At 38.3% G+C, this 18,326-nt stretch carries 22 protein-coding genes, 1 pseudogene and 1 riboswitch; of the genes and pseudogenes, 6 read left to right on the top strand and 17 right to left on the bottom strand.

Features of this window, described 5'->3' with window-relative positions; all coding sequences use genetic code 11:
* The first annotated feature begins 5 nt into the window (after positions 1-5).
* Positions 6-209, top strand: a complete 204-nt coding sequence (gene tatA / locus CH76_RS08945) for a twin-arginine translocase TatA/TatE family subunit (RefSeq protein ID WP_036145184.1) — start codon at positions 6-8, stop codon at positions 207-209.
* Positions 210-230: 21 nt separating this feature from the next.
* Positions 231-1,067 carry a twin-arginine translocase subunit TatC gene (gene tatC, locus CH76_RS08940; protein WP_036145182.1) on the top strand — a complete coding sequence of 279 codons (837 nt, stop codon included), beginning with the start codon at positions 231-233 and terminating at the stop codon, positions 1,065-1,067.
* 43 nt (positions 1,068-1,110) lie between these two features.
* On the opposite strand, the gene CH76_RS08935 is transcribed toward tatC, so the two are convergent.
* From CH76_RS08935 to CH76_RS08900, 8 genes and pseudogenes are all read right to left on the bottom strand, one after another.
* Positions 1,111-1,284: a hypothetical protein gene (locus tag CH76_RS08935; protein ID WP_036145181.1), complete on the bottom strand. Its 174-nt coding sequence runs from the start codon at positions 1,282-1,284 to the stop codon at positions 1,111-1,113.
* Positions 1,285-1,469: 185 nt separating this feature from the next.
* Positions 1,470-1,835, bottom strand: coding sequence for a Na+/H+ antiporter subunit G (locus tag CH76_RS08930; protein ID WP_036145179.1), 366 nt, complete (start codon positions 1,833-1,835; stop codon positions 1,470-1,472).
* Positions 1,813-2,097, bottom strand: a complete 285-nt coding sequence (locus tag CH76_RS08925) for a Na(+)/H(+) antiporter subunit F1 (protein WP_036145177.1) — start codon at positions 2,095-2,097, stop codon at positions 1,813-1,815. Before CH76_RS08925 ends, CH76_RS08930 begins: the two co-directional genes overlap by 23 nt.
* Positions 2,094-2,579 carry a Na+/H+ antiporter subunit E gene (locus CH76_RS08920; protein WP_036145175.1) on the bottom strand — a complete coding sequence of 162 codons (486 nt, stop codon included), beginning with the start codon at positions 2,577-2,579 and terminating at the stop codon, positions 2,094-2,096. Before CH76_RS08920 ends, CH76_RS08925 begins: the two co-directional genes overlap by 4 nt.
* Before the next feature lie 4 nt (positions 2,580-2,583).
* On the bottom strand, positions 2,584-4,074 hold the full coding sequence (locus CH76_RS08915) for a Na+/H+ antiporter subunit D (protein WP_036145173.1): 1,491 nt from the start codon (positions 4,072-4,074) through the stop codon (positions 2,584-2,586).
* Positions 4,067-4,405 carry a Na(+)/H(+) antiporter subunit C gene (locus tag CH76_RS08910; protein WP_036145170.1) on the bottom strand — a complete coding sequence of 113 codons (339 nt, stop codon included), beginning with the start codon at positions 4,403-4,405 and terminating at the stop codon, positions 4,067-4,069. The genes CH76_RS08915 and CH76_RS08910 overlap by 8 nt, the downstream gene beginning before the upstream one ends.
* 2 nt (positions 4,406-4,407) lie before the next feature.
* Positions 4,408-4,836 (bottom strand): Na(+)/H(+) antiporter subunit B, encoded by a 429-nt coding sequence (locus CH76_RS08905; protein WP_036145169.1) that lies wholly within the window; start codon positions 4,834-4,836, stop codon positions 4,408-4,410.
* Positions 4,826-7,224 (bottom strand): annotated as a pseudogene (locus tag CH76_RS08900) (Na+/H+ antiporter subunit A). Before CH76_RS08900 ends, CH76_RS08905 begins: the two are co-directional and overlap by 11 nt.
* A 244-nt stretch (positions 7,225-7,468) precedes the next feature.
* Between CH76_RS08900 and CH76_RS08895 the strand changes: the two are divergent.
* Entirely contained in the window at positions 7,469-8,161 is a 693-nt protein-coding gene (locus CH76_RS08895; protein WP_036145168.1) for a histidine kinase, read from the top strand.
* A gap of 42 nt (positions 8,162-8,203) precedes the next feature.
* Here the strand turns inward: CH76_RS08895 and CH76_RS08890 are convergent, their stop codons facing one another.
* Positions 8,204-9,097 (bottom strand): 3-hydroxyacyl-CoA dehydrogenase, encoded by an 894-nt coding sequence (locus CH76_RS08890; protein WP_036145167.1) that lies wholly within the window; start codon positions 9,095-9,097, stop codon positions 8,204-8,206.
* A gap of 174 nt (positions 9,098-9,271) precedes the next feature.
* Positions 9,272-9,471: riboswitch (cobalamin riboswitch) on the top strand.
* Between the two features lie 28 nt (positions 9,472-9,499).
* On the opposite strand from CH76_RS08890, the gene CH76_RS08885 reads away from it, so the two are divergent.
* Positions 9,500-9,754, top strand: coding sequence for a hypothetical protein (locus tag CH76_RS08885; RefSeq protein WP_036145166.1), 255 nt, complete (start codon positions 9,500-9,502; stop codon positions 9,752-9,754).
* A gap of 87 nt (positions 9,755-9,841) precedes the next feature.
* Here CH76_RS08885 and CH76_RS14165 read toward each other — a convergent pair whose 3' ends face one another.
* From CH76_RS14165 to CH76_RS08875, 3 genes are all read right to left on the bottom strand, one after another.
* Positions 9,842-9,964: a hypothetical protein gene (locus CH76_RS14165; RefSeq protein ID WP_255344102.1), complete on the bottom strand. Its 123-nt coding sequence runs from the start codon at positions 9,962-9,964 to the stop codon at positions 9,842-9,844.
* Between the two features lie 339 nt (positions 9,965-10,303).
* Complete coding sequence (locus CH76_RS08880; protein WP_036145165.1) at positions 10,304-11,494, bottom strand: GTP-binding protein; 1,191 nt, start codon at positions 11,492-11,494, stop codon at positions 10,304-10,306.
* A gap of 268 nt (positions 11,495-11,762) precedes the next feature.
* The gene (locus tag CH76_RS08875) at positions 11,763-13,214 is read right to left on the bottom strand and encodes a carbon starvation protein A (protein ID WP_036145164.1); all 1,452 of its coding nucleotides are present in this window, start codon (positions 13,212-13,214) and stop codon (positions 11,763-11,765) included.
* Positions 13,215-13,413: 199 nt separating this feature from the next.
* On the opposite strand from CH76_RS08875, the gene CH76_RS08870 reads away from it, so the two are divergent.
* On the top strand, positions 13,414-14,862 hold the full coding sequence (locus CH76_RS08870) for a tryptophanase (RefSeq protein ID WP_036145163.1): 1,449 nt from the start codon (positions 13,414-13,416) through the stop codon (positions 14,860-14,862).
* 48 nt (positions 14,863-14,910) lie between these two features.
* On the opposite strand, the gene CH76_RS08865 is transcribed toward CH76_RS08870, so the two are convergent.
* The 3 genes from CH76_RS08865 to CH76_RS08855 are packed head-to-tail and all read right to left on the bottom strand — an operon-like array spanning position 14,911 to position 16,885.
* The gene (locus tag CH76_RS08865; protein WP_036145162.1) at positions 14,911-15,705 is read right to left on the bottom strand and encodes an SDR family NAD(P)-dependent oxidoreductase; all 795 of its coding nucleotides are present in this window, start codon (positions 15,703-15,705) and stop codon (positions 14,911-14,913) included.
* Positions 15,706-15,710: 5 nt separating this feature from the next.
* Positions 15,711-16,130 carry a MarR family transcriptional regulator gene (locus CH76_RS08860; RefSeq protein ID WP_036145161.1) on the bottom strand — a complete coding sequence of 140 codons (420 nt, stop codon included), beginning with the start codon at positions 16,128-16,130 and terminating at the stop codon, positions 15,711-15,713.
* On the bottom strand, positions 16,130-16,885 hold the full coding sequence (locus CH76_RS08855) for an SDR family NAD(P)-dependent oxidoreductase (RefSeq protein WP_235190381.1): 756 nt from the start codon (positions 16,883-16,885) through the stop codon (positions 16,130-16,132). Before CH76_RS08855 ends, CH76_RS08860 begins: the two co-directional genes overlap by 1 nt.
* A 183-nt stretch (positions 16,886-17,068) precedes the next feature.
* Between CH76_RS08855 and CH76_RS08850 the strand changes: the two genes are divergently transcribed.
* Positions 17,069-17,359, top strand: coding sequence for a DUF4282 domain-containing protein (locus CH76_RS08850; protein ID WP_036145159.1), 291 nt, complete (start codon positions 17,069-17,071; stop codon positions 17,357-17,359).
* 39 nt (positions 17,360-17,398) lie between these two features.
* On the opposite strand, the gene CH76_RS08845 is transcribed toward CH76_RS08850, so the two are convergent.
* Both CH76_RS08845 and CH76_RS08840 read right to left on the bottom strand, forming a co-directional pair.
* Positions 17,399-17,818 (bottom strand): dual specificity protein phosphatase family protein, encoded by a 420-nt coding sequence (locus tag CH76_RS08845; protein WP_036145158.1) that lies wholly within the window; start codon positions 17,816-17,818, stop codon positions 17,399-17,401.
* A 4-nt stretch (positions 17,819-17,822) separates the two neighbouring features.
* On the bottom strand, positions 17,823-18,326 hold a 504-nt coding region (locus tag CH76_RS08840; RefSeq protein WP_036145157.1), incomplete at its 5' end, for a PfkB family carbohydrate kinase.

The following is an 18,326-nucleotide window of genomic DNA, read 5'->3' as shown; positions in this document are numbered from 1 at the left end:
TTAGCATGGGTCCTGCAGCTATAGGCATTCCAGGCTTAATTATTATTTTAGTCATTGTACTCATTCTTTTCGGACCAAAAAAACTACCTGAAATTGGTGGTGCCGTTGGTAAAACATTTGCAGAATTTAAAAAATCCACTAAGGGCTTAATGGATGACGATGAGGATGAAAAAAAGAAAGAAAACAAATCAGACGATAAAACCATCTGATAATGCGTAGGAGGTTTTCCTATGGATCCTTATAAAAATGACAACATCAGTCCATTGGATATTGAAACAACGACGCTTGAAGTTAGCCCTCCAACAGAAGTTGAAGTAGCTGACGTAGTAGAGAAACAAGAAGATTCGCCTATCGTAGAGATAGGCGAATCACTTTATGAACATATTAGTGATTTACGTAAACAACTGATTAAAAGCGTTATTGTTTTTATCGCTTTTTTCATTTTTGTTTTTGCTACTATTAATTATTGGTTTCCTTACGTTACACGCGGCTATAATCTTGTGGTGCTAGGCCCACTTGAGGTAATTAAATTTTACACATCAATTTCTGCAGCCTTAGCACTCGGCTTATCACTGCCTTTTTTAATTCATTTTATTTGGCGCTTTGTAAAGCCTGGGCTACTTGAAAATGAAACAAAATTTTTAGGGCTCTATGCACCCGTTATGTTTCTTTTATTTATTGCGGGCGTTGCCTTTGGTTATTTTGTAGTTAACCCTCTTAGCTTTACATTTTTAATGAAGCTAGGGGCAATTAATTTTGACTTAATGATTACAGCTGGCGAGTACGTACGCTTTTTATTAATGACAACCATTCCATTAGGCTTACTATTTCAGCTTCCTATTGTGACTTTGTTTTTAGCATCTATCGGTATTCTTTCTTCTGTTTCTATGAAGAAAATACGAAAATGGTCGTATGTCATCATGGCATTAGTATCGGCTCTTATCACACCACCTGACTTTATTAGTCAGCTACTTGTATTAATTCCTATGATTGTTTTATATGAGATTAGTATTTTTCTTGTAAAGCGTGTTGAGCGTCGCCAATCACAACCTGTAATTACCACATAATAAAAAGCCTAGAGGACGAGCCTCTAGGCTTTTTGTTTAGCAATTATTTCTTTTTTGATGCTTTTTTCTTTTTGTCAGCTTTTTTAGCAGCTTTTTTCTCTACTTTTTTAGCTTCTTTTTTAGCAGCTTTTTTCTTTTTGTCGGCTTTCTTTTCAGCCTTTTTCTCTGCTTTTTTAGCTAATTTTTTTTCTAATTCTTTTTTATCTTTTTTCGCCATTATAAAACACCCCTGTTTATGTATTCGATAGCGCTTACATAATGTTAGCGTCCACCGCATTGCCTTAGTGACAACTTACTATCAACTATACACTAAGATTTCAAAATTTTCAAATTTTAAGATTGTCTACTTACTAGAAAGGTGACATGACACACACATATCACGTATATGTCATGCACAAAACATCATAATTGTTTATTTTTTGGAAATAACACATCATGAAGTTCGTCTTCACCAGAACCTTTACCTAAAGGCACCTTAGAACGATACGCAGCACGACAAATTAAATGCCCTGCTACAGGTGCAGTAAAGAATACAAATAAAATACCTAAAATTAAACGAATGCTAATATATCCATCATGCACCCAAAAGTAAATAAATGCACCTAAAAGGCATGTTAAAACGGATAATGTCGAGCTTTTCGTTGCCGCATGTGAACGTGTGTACACATCTGGTAATCTAATCATACCTAGCGCACTAATAACACTAATAATTGAACTAAGTAAGATTAAGCCAACTGCACCCCACTCAATCATCTGACTTACGTTCAACGACAACACCTCTTTCGATATATTTCGTAAACGCAATTGTGCCAATGAAGGCCAGGATGCCTAAAATTAAAATGGCTTCTAAATAAGCTTTTGTTTTTAAAACAATTGAGACAATCGCTATAGCTGATAATAGGTTTACACCAATCGTATCTAAAGCAATCGCTCTATCAGGCATGGATGGCCCTGCAATCACACGGTAAAGTGTAATCGCAATCGACAGGCTAAAGAGCGCGAGTGACAACATAAGAATTTGTTCAATCAACTGCGTGTCACCTCCATAATGGCTTGTTCAAATTTTCCGATGGATCGTAGTACAGCATCCTTAGAGGACTCAATATCCATCGCATGAATATAAAACATATCTCCCTCAGGTGTGACCTCCATCACTACAGAGCCTGGCGTTAATGTAAGGAGTAAGGCAAGTGTTGTTACTTCCCAATCTGTTTCAAGCTCTGTTTTATACGTAAAAATCCCAGGCGTAATATTAATTTTGGGTGTCATGATTTGTTTGAGCACAACATAACTTGACATTAATAACTCCCAATTAAAAATAAAGATGAGTTGAATAATCGCAAATACACGACGTAAATAAAACTGCGTACCATAAAAACGGTGTAAGACATATAAAATACCTATCCCCACAATAAAACCCGTAAAAAAAGTAGCGAAGCGTGGCGGCATCTCATCTTGTAAAAGCACCCAAAGTAGCGCGATAAATAGATTTAATAAAAACTGACCAGCCATCTCCTCACTCCTTCCATAATGCTTCTGGTAACACGGCCTCAATATAAATGCTTGGGTTTGCGAGCACATGTGCCGCATCCTGTACATATACTGCAATGTACTCTGCGCCTACCCCTAACATAATCGTTAAGGTTGCTAACATAACAATTGGTAAGATAACCGTTTTTGGCATTGGCATCTCATCACCAATAGGGATAATAGTTTCGCCAAAAAACGAAGACAGAAAAATACGCAGTAGAGAATACAGTACAATAATGCTAGAACCAAAACCTACTGCTAATAAAACATACGTCCCTTGCTCAACGGCAGCCTGCCCAATTAACACCTTACCTACAAAGCCACTTAGTGGAGGTATACCCGCAAGTGCACACATTACAATAAAATAAAGCCAGCCAAACAATGGATAGTTACGAATTAAGCCACTCATTTTATCAATCACAGTTTCACCTGTTAAGTAAATCATTGTGCCAACACAAAGGAATAAAAATGCCTTAGCAATAATATCGTGAATAACATAATAAATTGCACCTTGGAAGGCAACCTCTGTACCAATCGCTAAACCTAATAAAATAAAACCTACACCAATTAATACGTTATACACTGCTATCGTTCGGACATCGCGCCCACTCAGTGCACCTAGGCAACCCGCTACAATAGTTATTACAGCCATCACACCTATTAATTTGTATGGCATCGTGTCATGTGTAAATAACAACGTATACGTACGGTATAATGCATAAATCCCAACCTTTGTCAGTAATGCCGCAAACAATGCCGCAATAGCTGTTGGAGGAGCACTATAAGAGCCTGGTAACCATTGAAACAGTAGTAGCCCTGCTTTCAATGCAAATACGAGTAAAAATACAAGAGACACTGTAGTCAGCAATGGTCCCTGCCCCGCCTCTGTCACACGTAGCGCAATATGTGCCATATTAAGTGTACCCATTGTGCTATATAAATAGGCAAGTGCCACTAAAAATAGCCACGATGCTACAACATTAATTAATACATATTTAATGGATTCGCGTAATTGTACGCGCTCTCCACCAAGCGTAATCAGTACATAAGAGGCAAGTAACATCACCTCAAAACATACAAATAAGTTAAAAATATCACCCGTTAAAAATGAGCCATTCACGCCTGCAATCATTAATAAAACAAATGTATAAAAGAAGTTGCGCTCACGCTTTTCGCCAATCGTACATGTAGCATAAAGTAAAATAATTGTAGTGACTAAACTTGCGGTAAATACAAGTAATGCCGCAAAAGAGTCAGCCACAAATAAAATGCCATAGGGTGGTTGCCAGCCACTAAAATCTAAGCGTAAAATGCCTTTTGCTACAACCGCCCACACCATCACAGCACTAATTACCGTCACTGTTGCCATTGTAGTAATACTGACGATACGTTGTAGCATAAGATTATGTCGAAAGAACACTAATAAAATTGCGGTCATTACAGGTAAAATCAACGGAAAAACAATCATATTATTCATCTACCTTACCTCGCAATGCCTGAAAGTCGTCTGTACCATTGGTAATATAGGTGCGGTATGCCAGTACCAATACAAAGGCTGTTACCGCAAAGCTAATCACAATAGCTGTTAAGATTAATGCTTGTGGCAAAGCATCTGTGTAAGGACCTGGTGACTCCTCTATTAAAGGCACGTTGCCTTTTTTTAAACCACCTAACGTAAGAATTAGTAAATGGGCAGCATGCGATAAAATTGCTGTACCTAAAATCACTTTTAACATTTGGCGAGAAAGAACTAAATAGGTCGCCACACTAACAAGGATGCCAATTAATACGAGCATTAAGGTTTCCATATTTATTCTTCCTCCTCTTCACTAATACTTAAAATAATCGTAACAACAGTACCTACTACAGTAAGCGCTACACCAGCTTCAAACAACGTAACTGTCGAAAAGGATGTTTCGCCTAAAATAGGCACATTAAGATAGATACCTTTTTGCGTTAAAAAGGGTACATCAAAAAATATAGAGCCAATGCCTGTACCTGTTGCTAAGAGTACACCCACTGCAGCTACCTTTTTAAAGTTAAAAGGCACACCGCGGTGTACTGTTTCAATATCATAAGCGAGATACAGCAGTACAATCCCTGAGGCAAGTACAAGCCCACCAATAAAGCCGCCACCTGGGGCATGATGCCCTGCAAAAAATAAATACACGCCTAGCGTTAAAATAATAAAGACAACCGCCTTCGTCACAGTGCGAAGTATTACATCATTAATCTTCATTTGTTGGCGCCTCCTTTTTTGGCTTAAGCTTTGTTAGAGTATAAACACCAAGCCCAGCAATAAAGAGTACAACCACTTCTAACATCGTATCAAAGGCACGAAAATCACCTAAAATCGTATTTACAATATTTGCACCGCCCGCTAAATTGAGTGCATCATCAAAGTAGGCTGACACAGGTGGGAAGCGGTCATAATTAAGTACAGCAAGACCAATCAATGTTACGGTTGCACCTGTAAAAATCGATAGCAACGCATGAAAATTGCGTTTAGCACGCGACTTCTTCTCTACACGCATGTCAGGTAAATAGCGGAAACATACTAAAAATAATACAGTTGTAATGGACTCTACAACTAACTGCGTTAGCGCTAAATCAGGCGCTCTAAAAGTAACAAAGAAAAACGCAATACAATAACCTAGTACACCGTTTAACAACACAGCTGTCATTCGACGCTTCGCAAATAAAATATAAACAGCTGCAAACATCATCACAAAGATTAATATCCACTCATAATACTCAATAGAAGAATCTTTAGTTAAATCGTAACTAAAAGCATCTGACCAGATAAAGTAGCCTGCAATAATCGCAATAAAGAACACATAAATATAAACAAAATACTGCGTAATATCGCCTGTCATATAACGATTGGTAATACGTAGTGATGCGTTCTCTGCAAAGTTAATCGTATTATTATAGAGCGCATTAAATGAGCGCTCTCTTGTAAAGAAACCATACACTCTACGCCATTTCGGCAATAATTTAAACAACACGAGCCCTACAATTACAACAGCAATCGTCATAAAGAGCTCTGGTTGCCACCCATGCCATGCTGCAATATGTGGCACAATCTCCTCAAGTGGCGCTTTAGGATATAAGCTTGCCATTGCAGGCTTTAAAATTGCCTGCCCAAGAACATTAGGGAATATAAAAATCCCAATAATAAAACCAACGAGCACAGCAGGTGACAGTAACATCCCAAGTGGCGCTTCATGCGGTCGCTTATCTAAACGCTCTGGCTTAAAGTCACCAAGGAAGGTTTTGTACACTAAAATCACACTGTAAATAAAGGTAAATACACTCGCTATCCAAGCTACTACTGGTAGTACTACACCAACCGTCTGCAATGAAAAAACATCAGCTTGCGTAATGGTTAGCATGGCAGTAAAGAACATTTCTTTACTTAAAAAACCGTTAAATGGTGGCATACCTGCCATAGACAAACTACCAATCATCGCAATTGTAAAAGTAATAGGCATCATCGCCATTAAACCACCTAGTCGACGCACATCACGCGTCCCTACCTCATGGTCAACAATACCAACTACCATAAAGAGCGCTCCTTTAAAGGTAGAGTGATTAATTAAATGAAATAATGCAGCAAATGTTGCCTGCGTATAAATAATATTTTCGGTAGCGTAGCCAAGATGGTAGCTACGGACCCTACGCCAAACAAACTCATAATCAATCCAAGCTGACTCACTGTAGAGTATGCTAATAGCGCTTTAAGATCGGTTTGACGCACTGCATTAAACGAGCCCCATAACAAAGTAAGTAAACCAATACCTGTCACTAACCAAAACCATAAGGATACCCCACCAAATATTGGTGATAAGCGAGCAACTAAATAAATGCCGGCCTTAACCATAGTTGCTGAGTGAAGATAAGCACTAACAGGCGTTGGGGCCTCCATCGCATCAGGTAACCAAATATGAAACGGAAACTGTGCAGATTTTGTAAAAGCACCAAGCAAAATACATAACATTGCTGGAATAAATAAAGCTTCACTACTTAAACCATCCATCGCTATAATTTCGCGTATGCTAAAACTACCTGCAATTTGTGCAAGCATTAAAAATCCAGCGAGCATGCTAATGCCACCCGTTACAGTAATAACCATCGCTTTTCGTGCGCCTGCACGCGATGCTTTTCGGTGATGCCAAAACGCTATTAATAGGAAGGAAGATACACTTGTCAACTCCCAAAACGTATATAGCACCAATAAATTATCGGATAATACGACGCCAAGCATAGCGCCCATGAAGAGTAGTAAATAACAATAAAAGTGGTGTAATGACTCTTTCTCTGATAAATAAAATATCGAATAAAGCGTCACAAGGCTACCTACGCCAGTAATGAGTAATGTAAAAATTAAACTCAAACCATCGAGGTATGTTATAACATTGATGTTAAATGAGGGTATCCATGCGTAAGTGTGCAAAAAAACTTCGCCACTTGCGATAGGACGAATAAAACGAGCAAAGAAAATAACGAGTGATACAGGTACGATTAACACGAACCAACCGAGATGAATATGCCGAATATGCCTATAAAAAATAGGGATAAGGGCAGCTATAAGAAACGGTAGGGCTATCGCTAACGGTATCATCATAAATGCGAGCCTCCCAACTGCTGAACTATGTGATTATGTGTAAACTTGACTATACTACTAACTCACTTCATAATAATGGTCTATATGAAGGTCGATTAATTGTATTCCACAATAACTTATGCGTTAACACAGTATGAATTATACAGTATGAAATTTCGTTTTGCACTACTCTAGTATTATTTTATGCTATTTTAAACATTTTTTCTTACATGATTATTACGTTATTAAAAGGAGTGTTTATACATTGAAACATATTAAAGGTCGTATGGATGAAAGCATTTTAGTCTGTGTATACTACGGTCTTAACGGTGAGCGTTTAATTCGCCGTGGGCATAAAATGGCGACTATGCTAGACTGCCCCCTTTATATTATGACTGTTGACGCAATGCCCTTTGAAGAATTTAATCCAGAGAAAACAGGCTATATTAAAGAGTGGGAGCAACTTGCAGAAGAGCTAGAGGTAGAGCAATTTATTATAAAAGATAATGAAAAGCGTCCTATTCAAAAAGTTATTCGTGAGGTCGCAGCCAATTTAGATATTACACAAATTATTGTGGGGCAAAGCGCACAAAGTCGCTGGGAAGAAATTATGCGCGGCTCCTTTTTAAACGTATTACTTAAAGAAGTACCTTTTGTAGATTTTCATATCGTTTCAGTTAAGCGCCCTACTGAGGAAGAAGAATTTGATATGTATGAGCGTGGTGTCCGTGCTTATTTAGTTGAGCGAGATGGTCAACACACAGTTGTCTTTACTTGCCCTGACCAGCCAACTTTAGAAGGCATTTTCTTTAAAGAAATTGGTACAGATTTTGATAATGGTATTTTTAAATTTACCTATAAAGCTAAAATGTATGAAGTACAAGTAGTTGAAGGCAGGATTATTGATACTAAAAACATTCCACCCTATGAGAAATTACGCAAAAAAACGTTAGCTTAAAAAAAGGAATTGCGCCTACGTTGGCACAATTCCTTTTTTATATTATTTTAAGAAATCTGGTGCGGCAAAGCTAGGGTTAGGGTATTTATAAAATCCCTCACCTGTTGCACGCCCTAATTTATTTTTATCAATATAATTTGTTTTCAACATAGTAGCAAGTTGTTCAAGTGTCGTATCACTCGTCGCTGCTGCTTTAGCCAGTACAATATTATACGCAGTATTAATGCCTACAATATCTAAAATTGCAAATGGACCAAGTGGTGCTCCTGTAGCAATCATCCACGTTTTATCAATCGTTTCAGGATCTGCTACTTCCTTCACTAACAACATTTCTGCAGCATCTAAAAATGGTACTAATAATGAATTTAAAATATAGCCTGGTTGCTCTTTATAAAGTGGTAAGGCTACCATACCAATTGCTTTTGCAAAGTCAATAATTTCATTAAAGACTGCTTCGTCTGTACCTTCATGCTTCATTACTTCAGCCGTATTGTTTTTCCAAATCGTATTAGCAAAATGCAAGGCTAAAAACTTAGCTGGACGGCCTGTCGCCTCTGCAAACTGGCTCGGTAATAATGTAGACGAGTTTGTCGCAAATATCGTTTTGGTCGGTGCTACTTCACCTAACTGCTTGTAAAATGCTGTTTTAATACTCACAACCTCAGGAATCGCCTCAATTACTAAATCTGCATCAGCTACCGCCTTTGCTAAGTCACTTTCAAATTGTAAACGTGCATAAGCCTCATTTACTTGATCTTCTGTTGCGCCTAAGTCTGCTTGGTATAAAGGTTTTAATGCCTCTATACGCTCCTTAGCTGTTTCCAATGCCTCATTAGTAATATCATAAACGGTAACATCAAAGCCATGAAAAGCTGATTGATACGCAATTTGACTACCTAATACGCCACTTCCTGCAACTGTAACTTTTTTAATCATTGTGCTCTCTCCCTATTTCATTATAATTTTAACTCACCTAAAATATAACGCTAAGCACAAATTTTTGCACATTATTACTCCAAACCTCTAAAAAAATTATAGTAATCTAGCTTTTTATATAAATCGACTAAACGAACTATGTTACACAGACGAGCACTACATGAGATAACGCATGATCAGTAATGCAGTAGAAGTTGTTACAATAGAAGAAACGGAGATATGGAGATGAGTAAGGGAAGCTAGTGTAAGTCTAGCACTGTCCCGCAACTGTAATAAGCGAGCTTAATTTTATAATGTCACTGTATTTTACGGGAAGGCAAAATTAAGTGTTAGAACTTAAAGTCAGGAGACCTGCTCATCTCAAGTACAACCAAAACCTACGAGGAATAGGAGGTGCTGAGTATGACACAAACACATACTCACGGTGCGATAAATCAAATTGAGGTATACTCGTCAGATCCAATGCAACAACAATTCGATTTTTATCGCACTGCCTTAAAAACGCGCGTAATGCAGAGCCTAACAGCCACACCAACATCTTTACGTGCTGTCAAAGATGAGCTTATTATGCAGCATTCACATGAGCAAGCAATTATTGAACAGGCTTATCATAGCGTGCAAAATGAACTCATACAGCCGGCAGTATTTGATGAATAACATAACGTAGAGGTAGCTATTACATGCTACCTCTTTTTTACATAAAAAAAGAGCTACCTCAAAGGGTAGCTACAAAAAAGGAAAGATTTATTTTGTATATGAAAGCATTGCTGTGTTCGTTAGACCTTGTAAGCAAACTGTTGCTTCTGCTTTAGTTTGGTATTCGAACATACGGTACGTATTTTGTTCAAAGACTGTTACAACCCACATACGTTAATCGCTCCTTTTAGCCGTTTTTTGTACTAATACAAAGTTTTTTGTTTAGCACTTGTTATACATCAGTATACGCTCTTTTTTTAAAAAGGAAAGTGTTATGTGATGATTTTCACAATCTGTTCAAAAACTAGGGGTTGTTTATGACAAAGGTGTGACAAACCTTATTATACCAAGCTTTATCGCATGTGTAGTTAGCCAGCTAAAAATAAACTTCTCTAAGGTTTTTTTATACTTAGTAAGCTTTTATGTGTTTATATCCACTAACTACTGCGTGTAGTACCACCTCTCCAAATTTACACATTATCCGCCTTGATTGTTTTTTAATACTTATTATTAAGACCACTGCCACTGAAACGGATCTTCAAGTCCTTTCCAATCACCATGCATCTCCTCATCTGTTAGCAAACAAACATCTAACTGTCTTCTAATCATACTCTCATCCATATCAATACCAATAATTACAAGTTGCGTACCTCTATCACCATATTCCGCATCCCATGTTGCTAATACGTCAGGGTCTTCCTCAAATACTTGTTTTTGCTGCGCCTCTGGTAATGCAGCAACCCAATACGATACTGGCTCAAAACGTACTGCAGGCCCTGCTTGTGATAGTAAAATCGCTACCTCATTTTGCACAGCACTCCATACAATGCCCTTTGCTCGAACAATTTCTCTTGGCATATGCTCTGTCCACTCTACTAAACGTGCAGGATGAAAGGGACGGTTTGCCTCATAAACAAAAGATGCAATACCATATTCATCTGTTTCAGGTGTATGGTTACTATGACCTTTCTCTAGCTCCTTTAGCCAGCCAGCACCATTCATTGCAACTTCGAAATCAAAGCGCCCTGTATGTAAAATATCACTTGGCTCAACCTTACCTTGCTCTGTAAAAATAAATTTCGCTGATGGTTGTAATGCTTTTAATACACCTGTTAGACGTTTAATATCTCCTTCCGCTACAAGATCACATTTATTCACAACCAACACATCGCAAAATTCAATTTGATCAATGAGTAAATCAGCCACGTCGCGATCATCACCATCACCTACAGCTTCTTTACGCTCTAGCAAGCTTTCTCCCGATTGGTAATCATGCCAAAAACGATTAGCATCAACTACCGTAACCATCGTATCTAATTGACAAAAGCGCGTTAAATCAATACCCAGTTCCTCATCAATATACGAAAATGTTTGTGCTACAGGAATAGGCTCACTAATTCCTGTAGATTCAATTAAAATGTAATCAATATTACCTTGTTTTGCTAATTTTTCTACCTCTATTAATAAATCTTCACGCAATGTGCAGCAAATACAGCCGTTAGAAAGCTCTACGAATTTTTCTTCTGTACGTGCAATACCACTGCCCTCCGCAATAAGTGAAGCATCAATATTAATTTCACTCATATCATTTACAATGACAGCTACACGCATATTTTTTTCATTTTGTAATACATGATTCATAATCGTTGTTTTACCTGCACCTAAATATCCGCTTAGTACAGTTACTGGAATTTTATTCATTTTATTAGCTCCTTCTTAAATCGTAATCATTACGTTTTATAATTAAAACATAATGATTACGATTTATCAAGGCGTAAAATAATATAACAATCGTGTTGCAGTTGTATTAAAGCGTTGTAATAAACGTTTATAGATAAATAACTTAGGGAAAAGTTGACTATGGTTAAGCTATTCATCATTGGTACTGATGAATGATTTCCTTCTCTTATGTTTTTACACATACAAAGAGCCAGCTAAGCGACTGCTTAACTGGCTCTTTTTTTATACGTTAAACCTCTTTAAACGTAGAAACATCCTCATCCAATGTAAAACTTGTGCCACGCTTCTTATAGGCTGCGACAAAGAATACACCGACTGTCACAATCGTAGCTACTACTGCCATCATATGAGAAATCGTCATTGGAATGCCGAAGCCCATCGTTGGCTCGAAGAAAATATAAAGATATACCATATCTGTCATAAAAATAGCTGGAATCGTTGCAATCCAGTGATTTTTATACCCTAGGAATAAATACATTGCCCCTACCCATAATGCAATAACCGCAGTTACCTGGTTTGCCCAAGAGAAGTAACGCCAAAGCACTTGGAAATCCATTTTCGTTAACATATAACTCATCGCAAATAATGGTAGTGCAATTGCTAAACGCTTGGCGAAAGCTTTTTGCCCAATGCTGAAATAATCAGCAATAATCATACGAGCCGCTCGGAATGCAGTATCTCCTGACGTAATAGGTAAAATAATTACACCTAAAATGGCAATTGTACCGCCAATAGTACCAAGCATCATAATAGATACTTCACTTACAACTGCTGCTGGGCCACCTGCTGCGATTAATTCAGCTAAGCCGCCATAACCATCAAATAGGCTCATAGCTGCCGCTGCCCAAATCATTGCAATAATACCTTCTGCAATCATCATACCGTAAAAGATTTTGCGCCCGTTTTTTTCGTTTTGCGTCGTACGCGAAATAATCGGCGATTGTGTAGCATGGAAGCCTGACAGTGCACCACATGTTATAGTAAAGAAAATTAACGGAAAAATCGGTAAATTGTTTGGGTGCATATTTTGGAATGTTAAGTTTGGAATTGGTGCACCTGTTACTACAAGCCCAATACCTACGCCAAACGCCGATACTACTAATAATGCACCGAATAATGGATAAAAACGTCCAATAATTTTATCCACTGGCAATAATGTCGCTAAAATATAGTAAGCAAAAATTAATAATGTAATTACAACTAAGCCAACCTTAGCATCTAATAAATTATGTAGCAGCATCGCTGGTGACGTAACAAAAACAGTACCAACTAATAATAATAATAAAAGTGCAAAAATATTAACGATGTGCTTCATAAATTTACCTAAAAACTTAGCCGCAAGCTCTGGCAAATGTGCTCCGCGATTACGAATAGAAATCATACCCGTTAAGTAATCATGTACTGCACCTGCAAAAATACAGCCTATTACAATCCATACGAAAGCTACTGGTCCATATAAGGCACCTGCAATCGGTCCAAATACTGGCCCAACCCCTGCAATATTTAGTAACTGAATTAACGAGTTACGCGGTGTAGACATTGGCACATAGTCGATGCCATCTGCGTTAACATACGCTGGTGTCGGTCGTTCCTCATTTTCGCCAAATACACGCTCTACATATTTACCATACGTTAAATAGCCAATAATTAATAAAACAATAGAAACTAAAAATGTTAGCATCCTCATGCCCCCCTTTACATTAAAATTATTTTAGCATCATTTGTTATATAACAACAAGCGTTATTTTTCATTCTGTACAATAACAATGATAAATTTTCTGAATATCCTATCTTTTCGTAAAATTATCTAGTATGCTATACACTATTAGTTCACCGCGTCAAAGCTTGATTGGTTAAATAATTTAATTGGAGGCTTACCTATGTCAAAAATTACATTTCACTCTGGCGAAACAATTCCGCTAGAAATGCACAAAGTACGCATTATTCAAAAATTACATTTACCACCTGTTGAAGAGCGCGTAACAGCTATACAGCAGGCAGGTTACAATACATTTCTACTGCAAAATAAAGATGTCTTTATGGATATGCTGACAGACAGTGGCGTTAATGCCATGAGTGATCAGCAACAAGCTGCTATGCTTGTCGCTGATGATAGCTATGCAGGCTCAAGCACATTTACACGCTTAGAAGAAAAACTAACTGATATTTTTGGTACGCAGTACTTCCTACCAACCCACCAAGGACGTGCATGTGAAAATATTATTGCACAAGTGTATGTTTCACCTGGCTCAATTGTGCCAATGAACTACCACTTCACTACAACTAAAGCTCATATTTCTTTAAATGGTGGAACTGTAGAAGAAATTTTTATTGATGAGGCATTAAATTTAACAAGCGATAATTTATTTAAAGGTAATATCGATATTGTTAAACTTGAACAATTAATCGCGGATAAAGGCGCAGATAAAATTGCTTTTGTACGTATGGAGGCAGGTACTAACCTAATTGGGGGACAACCACACTCGCTACAAAACTTACGTGAGGTACGTGCTGTTTGTGATAAGCATGATTTACTACTTGTGCTAGATGCAAGTTTATTAGCGGATAATTTACATTTCATTAAAACACGTGAAGAAGCTTGTCAGGATATGACGATTCGCGAAATCACACGTGAAATTGCTGATTTATCCCATATCATTTACTTCTCTGCACGTAAGCTTGGATTTGGACGCGGTGGCGGGATTTGTACTAATAGCAAGGAAGCTTACGAAAAAATGCGCGAATACATTACATTATACGAAGGCTTTTTAACTTATGGTGGGATGTCTGTTCGTGAAATGGAAGCCATCACCATTGGACTAGAAGAAACAATGGACGAGCAAATGATTAATCAAGGGCCTAGCTTTATTGAGTTTATGTCTAATGAATTACAGAAAAAAGGTGTACCAGTAGTTACGCCTGCAGGTGGCTTAGGCTGTCATATTAATGCAATGGATTTTTTACCAAATGTTGAGCAACAGCGTTACCCAGCAGGTGCATTAGCTGCCGCAGTTTATATTGCAGGTGGTGTGCGCGGCATGGAGCGCGGTACGATGTCCGAGCAACGTGATGAACAAGGTGTTGAGCCAATGGCACATATGGAGCTTGTACGTTTAGCAATGCCACGACGTGTATTTACCCTGTCACAAGTTAAATATGCAGTAGACCGTATTGCATGGCTGTACGAAAACCGTGATTTAATCGGTGGTCTGCGCTTTGTTGAAGAACCTAAAGTATTACGCTTCTTCTTTGGTAAGCTAGAAGCTGACTCGGATTGGCCACAAAAATTAGCAGAAAAATTCCGCCAAGACTTTGGCGAAAGTTTATAAAAAAACAAAAAGGAAAAGCGATAGTGAAAATCGCCTTTCCTTTTTATTTTACTTACTCATATACTCTTCAATATCTGCGATAGTTGGGTTTTTCATATAATGACCACCCTCAATTTGCAATGTTTGCCCCGTCATAAATTTGGATTCATCTGAAGCTAAATAAACTACCGCATAGCCAATATCATCCGCTTCACCGTGGTAAGGCAGTGCATTATACTTACCAAAAATCTCAAGCATTTCTTGTGGCATATTATTTTTTGCGGCTGGTGTTAAAATTAGGCCTGGTGCCACACCATTACAACGAATATTATCCTTACCATACTGCGCTGCAATATAACGTGTTAAATTAACTACAGCTGCTTTAGATGAACCGTACGCTGAACGTACATTATCACCTGCAAAGCCTGCCATCGAAGCCGTATTAATAATAGAGCCTCCGCCTGCTTGTTGCATATATGGAATAGCAAAACGCGCACCTAATAGCACACTTTTTAAATTGACATTCATTAAACGGTCCCACTCCGCTAAATCCATATTTACGACATCTACGTCTTTTTGTAGATTAGTTAAGCCTACGTTATTAAATAGTACAGTCAGTTTACCGAAAGCTTCTACAGTTGCCTCTACTGCGGCTTTAATAGACGCCTCATCACCTGCATCCAAAAATACAGCCTGTGCCTCACCACCCGCAGCAGTAATTTGTGCAGCTGCCTGCTTAGCTCCTTCTACGTTAAAATCACCAATCATTACCTTAGCGCCTTCTTTAGCTAATAGCGTTGCTGCTGATAGACCAATACCTGATGCACCACCTGTAATTAAAGCTACTTTATTTGCTACACGCATCTGACTCATCCCTTCAATTGTTTTAACATTTTTAATTGTATTGCCGTGTATTGCTGTTGCTCTTCTTTTGTTAGCCCCGAAAATAAACGCTGACGTAACTCAATGCCCGCCTCGCGTGCTTTACTAAGTAACCATTCACCTTTTTCGGTAATCGCTAATCGGATGATGCGACGATCCATCTCATCATACTCCCGTACTACATAGCCTTCGTTAACAAGTTTAGTTGAAATATTAGTAATTGCACCTTTCGTATAACCATAAGCTAGGGCTAAGTCTGTTGCCTTCTGTGCACCATGCTCCTGTAGTGCAGATAATACTAAAATAGAAGAAACACCAACATCTTCATTAAATAATTTTGTCCATGCAATGACCATTTCATTTGATACAACTTCAGTTGTGCGTACTAACTCAAAAATATCCTCCATTAGCGTAATTTCACTGCTCCTCCGTCAACCATAATAGTTTGACCTGTAATATAACTTGCATCCTCACTTGCTAAAAATACTGCCACGCGACCGATGTCTTCTTCTAGTTCGCCTAAGCGACGTAGTGGGATACGCTCAAGCATTGCCGCATAATATTCGGGTTGATCTTTTGCCCATGCTTGCACACCTGGTGAGTTGGCAATTGGTGAAATTAAGTTAACATTAATATTATCTGGACCAAACTCATTTGCGGCTACGCGTGTAATACCACGTATCGCTTCTTTAGCTGCCGCATAAGCCGCTTGCGTAGCATCCCCATTAATCCCTGCGCCTGAAGCAAAGTTAATAATAGAGCCTTGTGTTTCTTTTAAATGTGGATAAGCTGCTTGCATTAAATAAAATGTTGGATAAAAACCTGTCGAGAAGGATAAATCTAAATCTTCAGCCGTCGTTTCCATAAAGGCTTTTTGACGTGATGCGTGTGCATTGTTAATAAGTACATCTAACTTACCAAACGCCGCTACGGTTTTTTCTACTAACGAAGCAAGCTTATTTGTCTCGCGTAGGTTAGCTTCAATAAAAATTGCCCCCGGCGAAAATTGGCGCAACTCCTCTAATGTTTGTGCACCTGCCTTAGCATCCATATCAGCAATCGCAATTTTTGCGCCTTCTTTTGCGAGCGCCATTGCCATACCTCGACCAATACCACCTGCGCCACCTGTAATTAAAATCGCTTTATCTTGAACTCTCATTATTACACGCCCCTAATTAGTTTAATGTAATATAGTTTAACACTAAACTATATATTTTCAACTAAAAAGTCTTACAGCTCTTTATGACTAAATTGCATTTTTTTACATGGTAATAATTTACCTTTTATAACAAATCCACAGAATTTCTTATGTTTTGTTTATATACTGAGCTTAGGAGGTGAAAAAATGAATCAATTATTAAGTTTTGATAAAATGATTACACCTGTAATTATTAAAATTTTATTTTGGGTAGGCGTTGTAGTTTCTATTTTTACTGGCTTTATTTTAATCGCTACAGCTTTTACTTATAATGGCGGAGGTTTACTACAAGTAATTAGTGGGCTTTTTGTGGCCGCTATTGGTGTATTAATGTCGCGCGTTTATTGTGAGTTACTTATTATTTTCTTTAAAATGAATGAGTCATTAACGGACATTAAATCGTTACTCATCCAACAAAACATGGAGAAAAAATTATAATAAAAAGGAGTAGCTAGCGCATTGGCTAACTACTCCCTTTTATTTACCTTCATATATACTACGTAGTGCTGCTTCCATAGCTGGTCGAATTGTAGCTGTTGGTCGCTTAGCTGTGACTTGAGCAATAGCTTCGTCCACAGTAGTAGCCTCACCTAATTCAAGTAGCGTAGCTGTTGCGGTAACACAAGCGCGTCCATTACCGCCGCCACAATGAAAGTACACAGCTTTGCCCTCATCATAAGCCGCCTTAATTGCCTCTGCTGTTTGCTTTAAGGTTGATGCTGTTAAATCTTCATCTGCAATTGGCAGATGGCTATAGTTATAGGCTAGTTGCTCTGGTTGTGACTCCCCGTTAACACGTACATCTACGACTACATCAATACCCTGCTCTTTAGCAGCTGTTGCCGCCTCTGTTTGCGGGCCAAAATATAGGCGACCAGCTTTTAATTCGCTATACATCCCATCACTCCTTAATCCATTGCTTTACTTCATCATAGCATGGTAGCGCTGTTAATGCGCCTGCCTTTGTTGCCGCCATTGCGCCTAGTTTATTACCAAAGCTTACACAACGCATAAGTTCGTCTGGTGTAGTCGGCAGACCATTATAATGCACATCACGTAGTACACCCGCCATAAAAGCATCACCTGCGCCTGTTGTATCTACTGCCTTTACTTTTTGCGTTGGTACATGCATCGTTTCCCCGTTTAATACAGCATATGTGCCATTTTCGCCCACTGTGACTAATACAATCGGTACAAGTAGCGCATCAAGTGCTGCAATGCCGTCTTCAATTGTTGTAGTTTGTGTTAAGAAAGCTAGTTCCTCATCTGTCACTTTAACAATATCCGCTTCTTCAAAAAACTGCATAATGGTATCACGGCATACGTCTTCACTTGACCAACGTAGTGGTCGAATATTTGCATCAATGGCAATAATAACACCCTTATCCTTCGCCATATCAATCAT

The sequence above is a fragment of the Lysinibacillus sp. BF-4 genome (assembly GCF_000743635.1).
GTDB lineage: Bacteria > Bacillota > Bacilli > Bacillales_A > Planococcaceae > Metalysinibacillus > Metalysinibacillus saudimassiliensis.
Note: the sequence above shows the minus strand (reverse complement) of the source record. Positions and strands in the feature narration are given on the sequence as shown.

Excerpts from the sequence above, each read along its gene's own strand:
- CH76_RS08910 (WP_036145170.1), bottom strand. The coding sequence starts at position 4,405 with ATGGAAACCTTAATGCTCGTATTAATTGGCATCCTTGTTAGTGTGGCG.
- CH76_RS08885 (WP_036145166.1), top strand. The coding sequence starts at position 9,500 with ATGACACAAACACATACTCACGGTGCGATAAATCAAATTGAGGTATAC.
- CH76_RS08935 (WP_036145181.1), bottom strand. The coding sequence starts at position 1,284 with ATGGCGAAAAAAGATAAAAAAGAATTAGAAAAAAAATTAGCTAAAAAA.
- CH76_RS08870 (WP_036145163.1), top strand. The coding sequence starts at position 13,414 with ATGTCAAAAATTACATTTCACTCTGGCGAAACAATTCCGCTAGAAATG.
- CH76_RS08915 (WP_036145173.1), bottom strand. The coding sequence starts at position 4,074 with ATGAATAATATGATTGTTTTTCCGTTGATTTTACCTGTAATGACCGCA.
- CH76_RS08890 (WP_036145167.1), bottom strand. The coding sequence starts at position 9,097 with ATGATTAAAAAAGTTACAGTTGCAGGAAGTGGCGTATTAGGTAGTCAA.
- CH76_RS08860 (WP_036145161.1), bottom strand. The coding sequence starts at position 16,130 with ATGGAGGATATTTTTGAGTTAGTACGCACAACTGAAGTTGTATCAAAT.
- tatA (WP_036145184.1), top strand. The coding sequence starts at position 6 with ATGGGTCCTGCAGCTATAGGCATTCCAGGCTTAATTATTATTTTAGTC.
- CH76_RS08880 (WP_036145165.1), bottom strand. The coding sequence starts at position 11,494 with ATGAATAAAATTCCAGTAACTGTACTAAGCGGATATTTAGGTGCAGGT.
- CH76_RS08845 (WP_036145158.1), bottom strand. The coding sequence starts at position 17,818 with ATGTATAGCGAATTAAAAGCTGGTCGCCTATATTTTGGCCCGCAAACA.
- CH76_RS08905 (WP_036145169.1), bottom strand. The coding sequence starts at position 4,836 with ATGAAGATTAATGATGTAATACTTCGCACTGTGACGAAGGCGGTTGTC.
- CH76_RS08865 (WP_036145162.1), bottom strand. The coding sequence starts at position 15,705 with ATGCGTGTAGCAAATAAAGTAGCTTTAATTACAGGTGGTGCATCAGGT.
- CH76_RS08920 (WP_036145175.1), bottom strand. The coding sequence starts at position 2,579 with ATGGCTGGTCAGTTTTTATTAAATCTATTTATCGCGCTACTTTGGGTG.
- CH76_RS08875 (WP_036145164.1), bottom strand. The coding sequence starts at position 13,214 with ATGCTAACATTTTTAGTTTCTATTGTTTTATTAATTATTGGCTATTTA.
- CH76_RS14165 (WP_255344102.1), bottom strand. The coding sequence starts at position 9,964 with ATGTGGGTTGTAACAGTCTTTGAACAAAATACGTACCGTATGTTCGAA.
- tatC (WP_036145182.1), top strand. The coding sequence starts at position 231 with ATGGATCCTTATAAAAATGACAACATCAGTCCATTGGATATTGAAACA.
- CH76_RS08850 (WP_036145159.1), top strand. The coding sequence starts at position 17,069 with ATGAATCAATTATTAAGTTTTGATAAAATGATTACACCTGTAATTATT.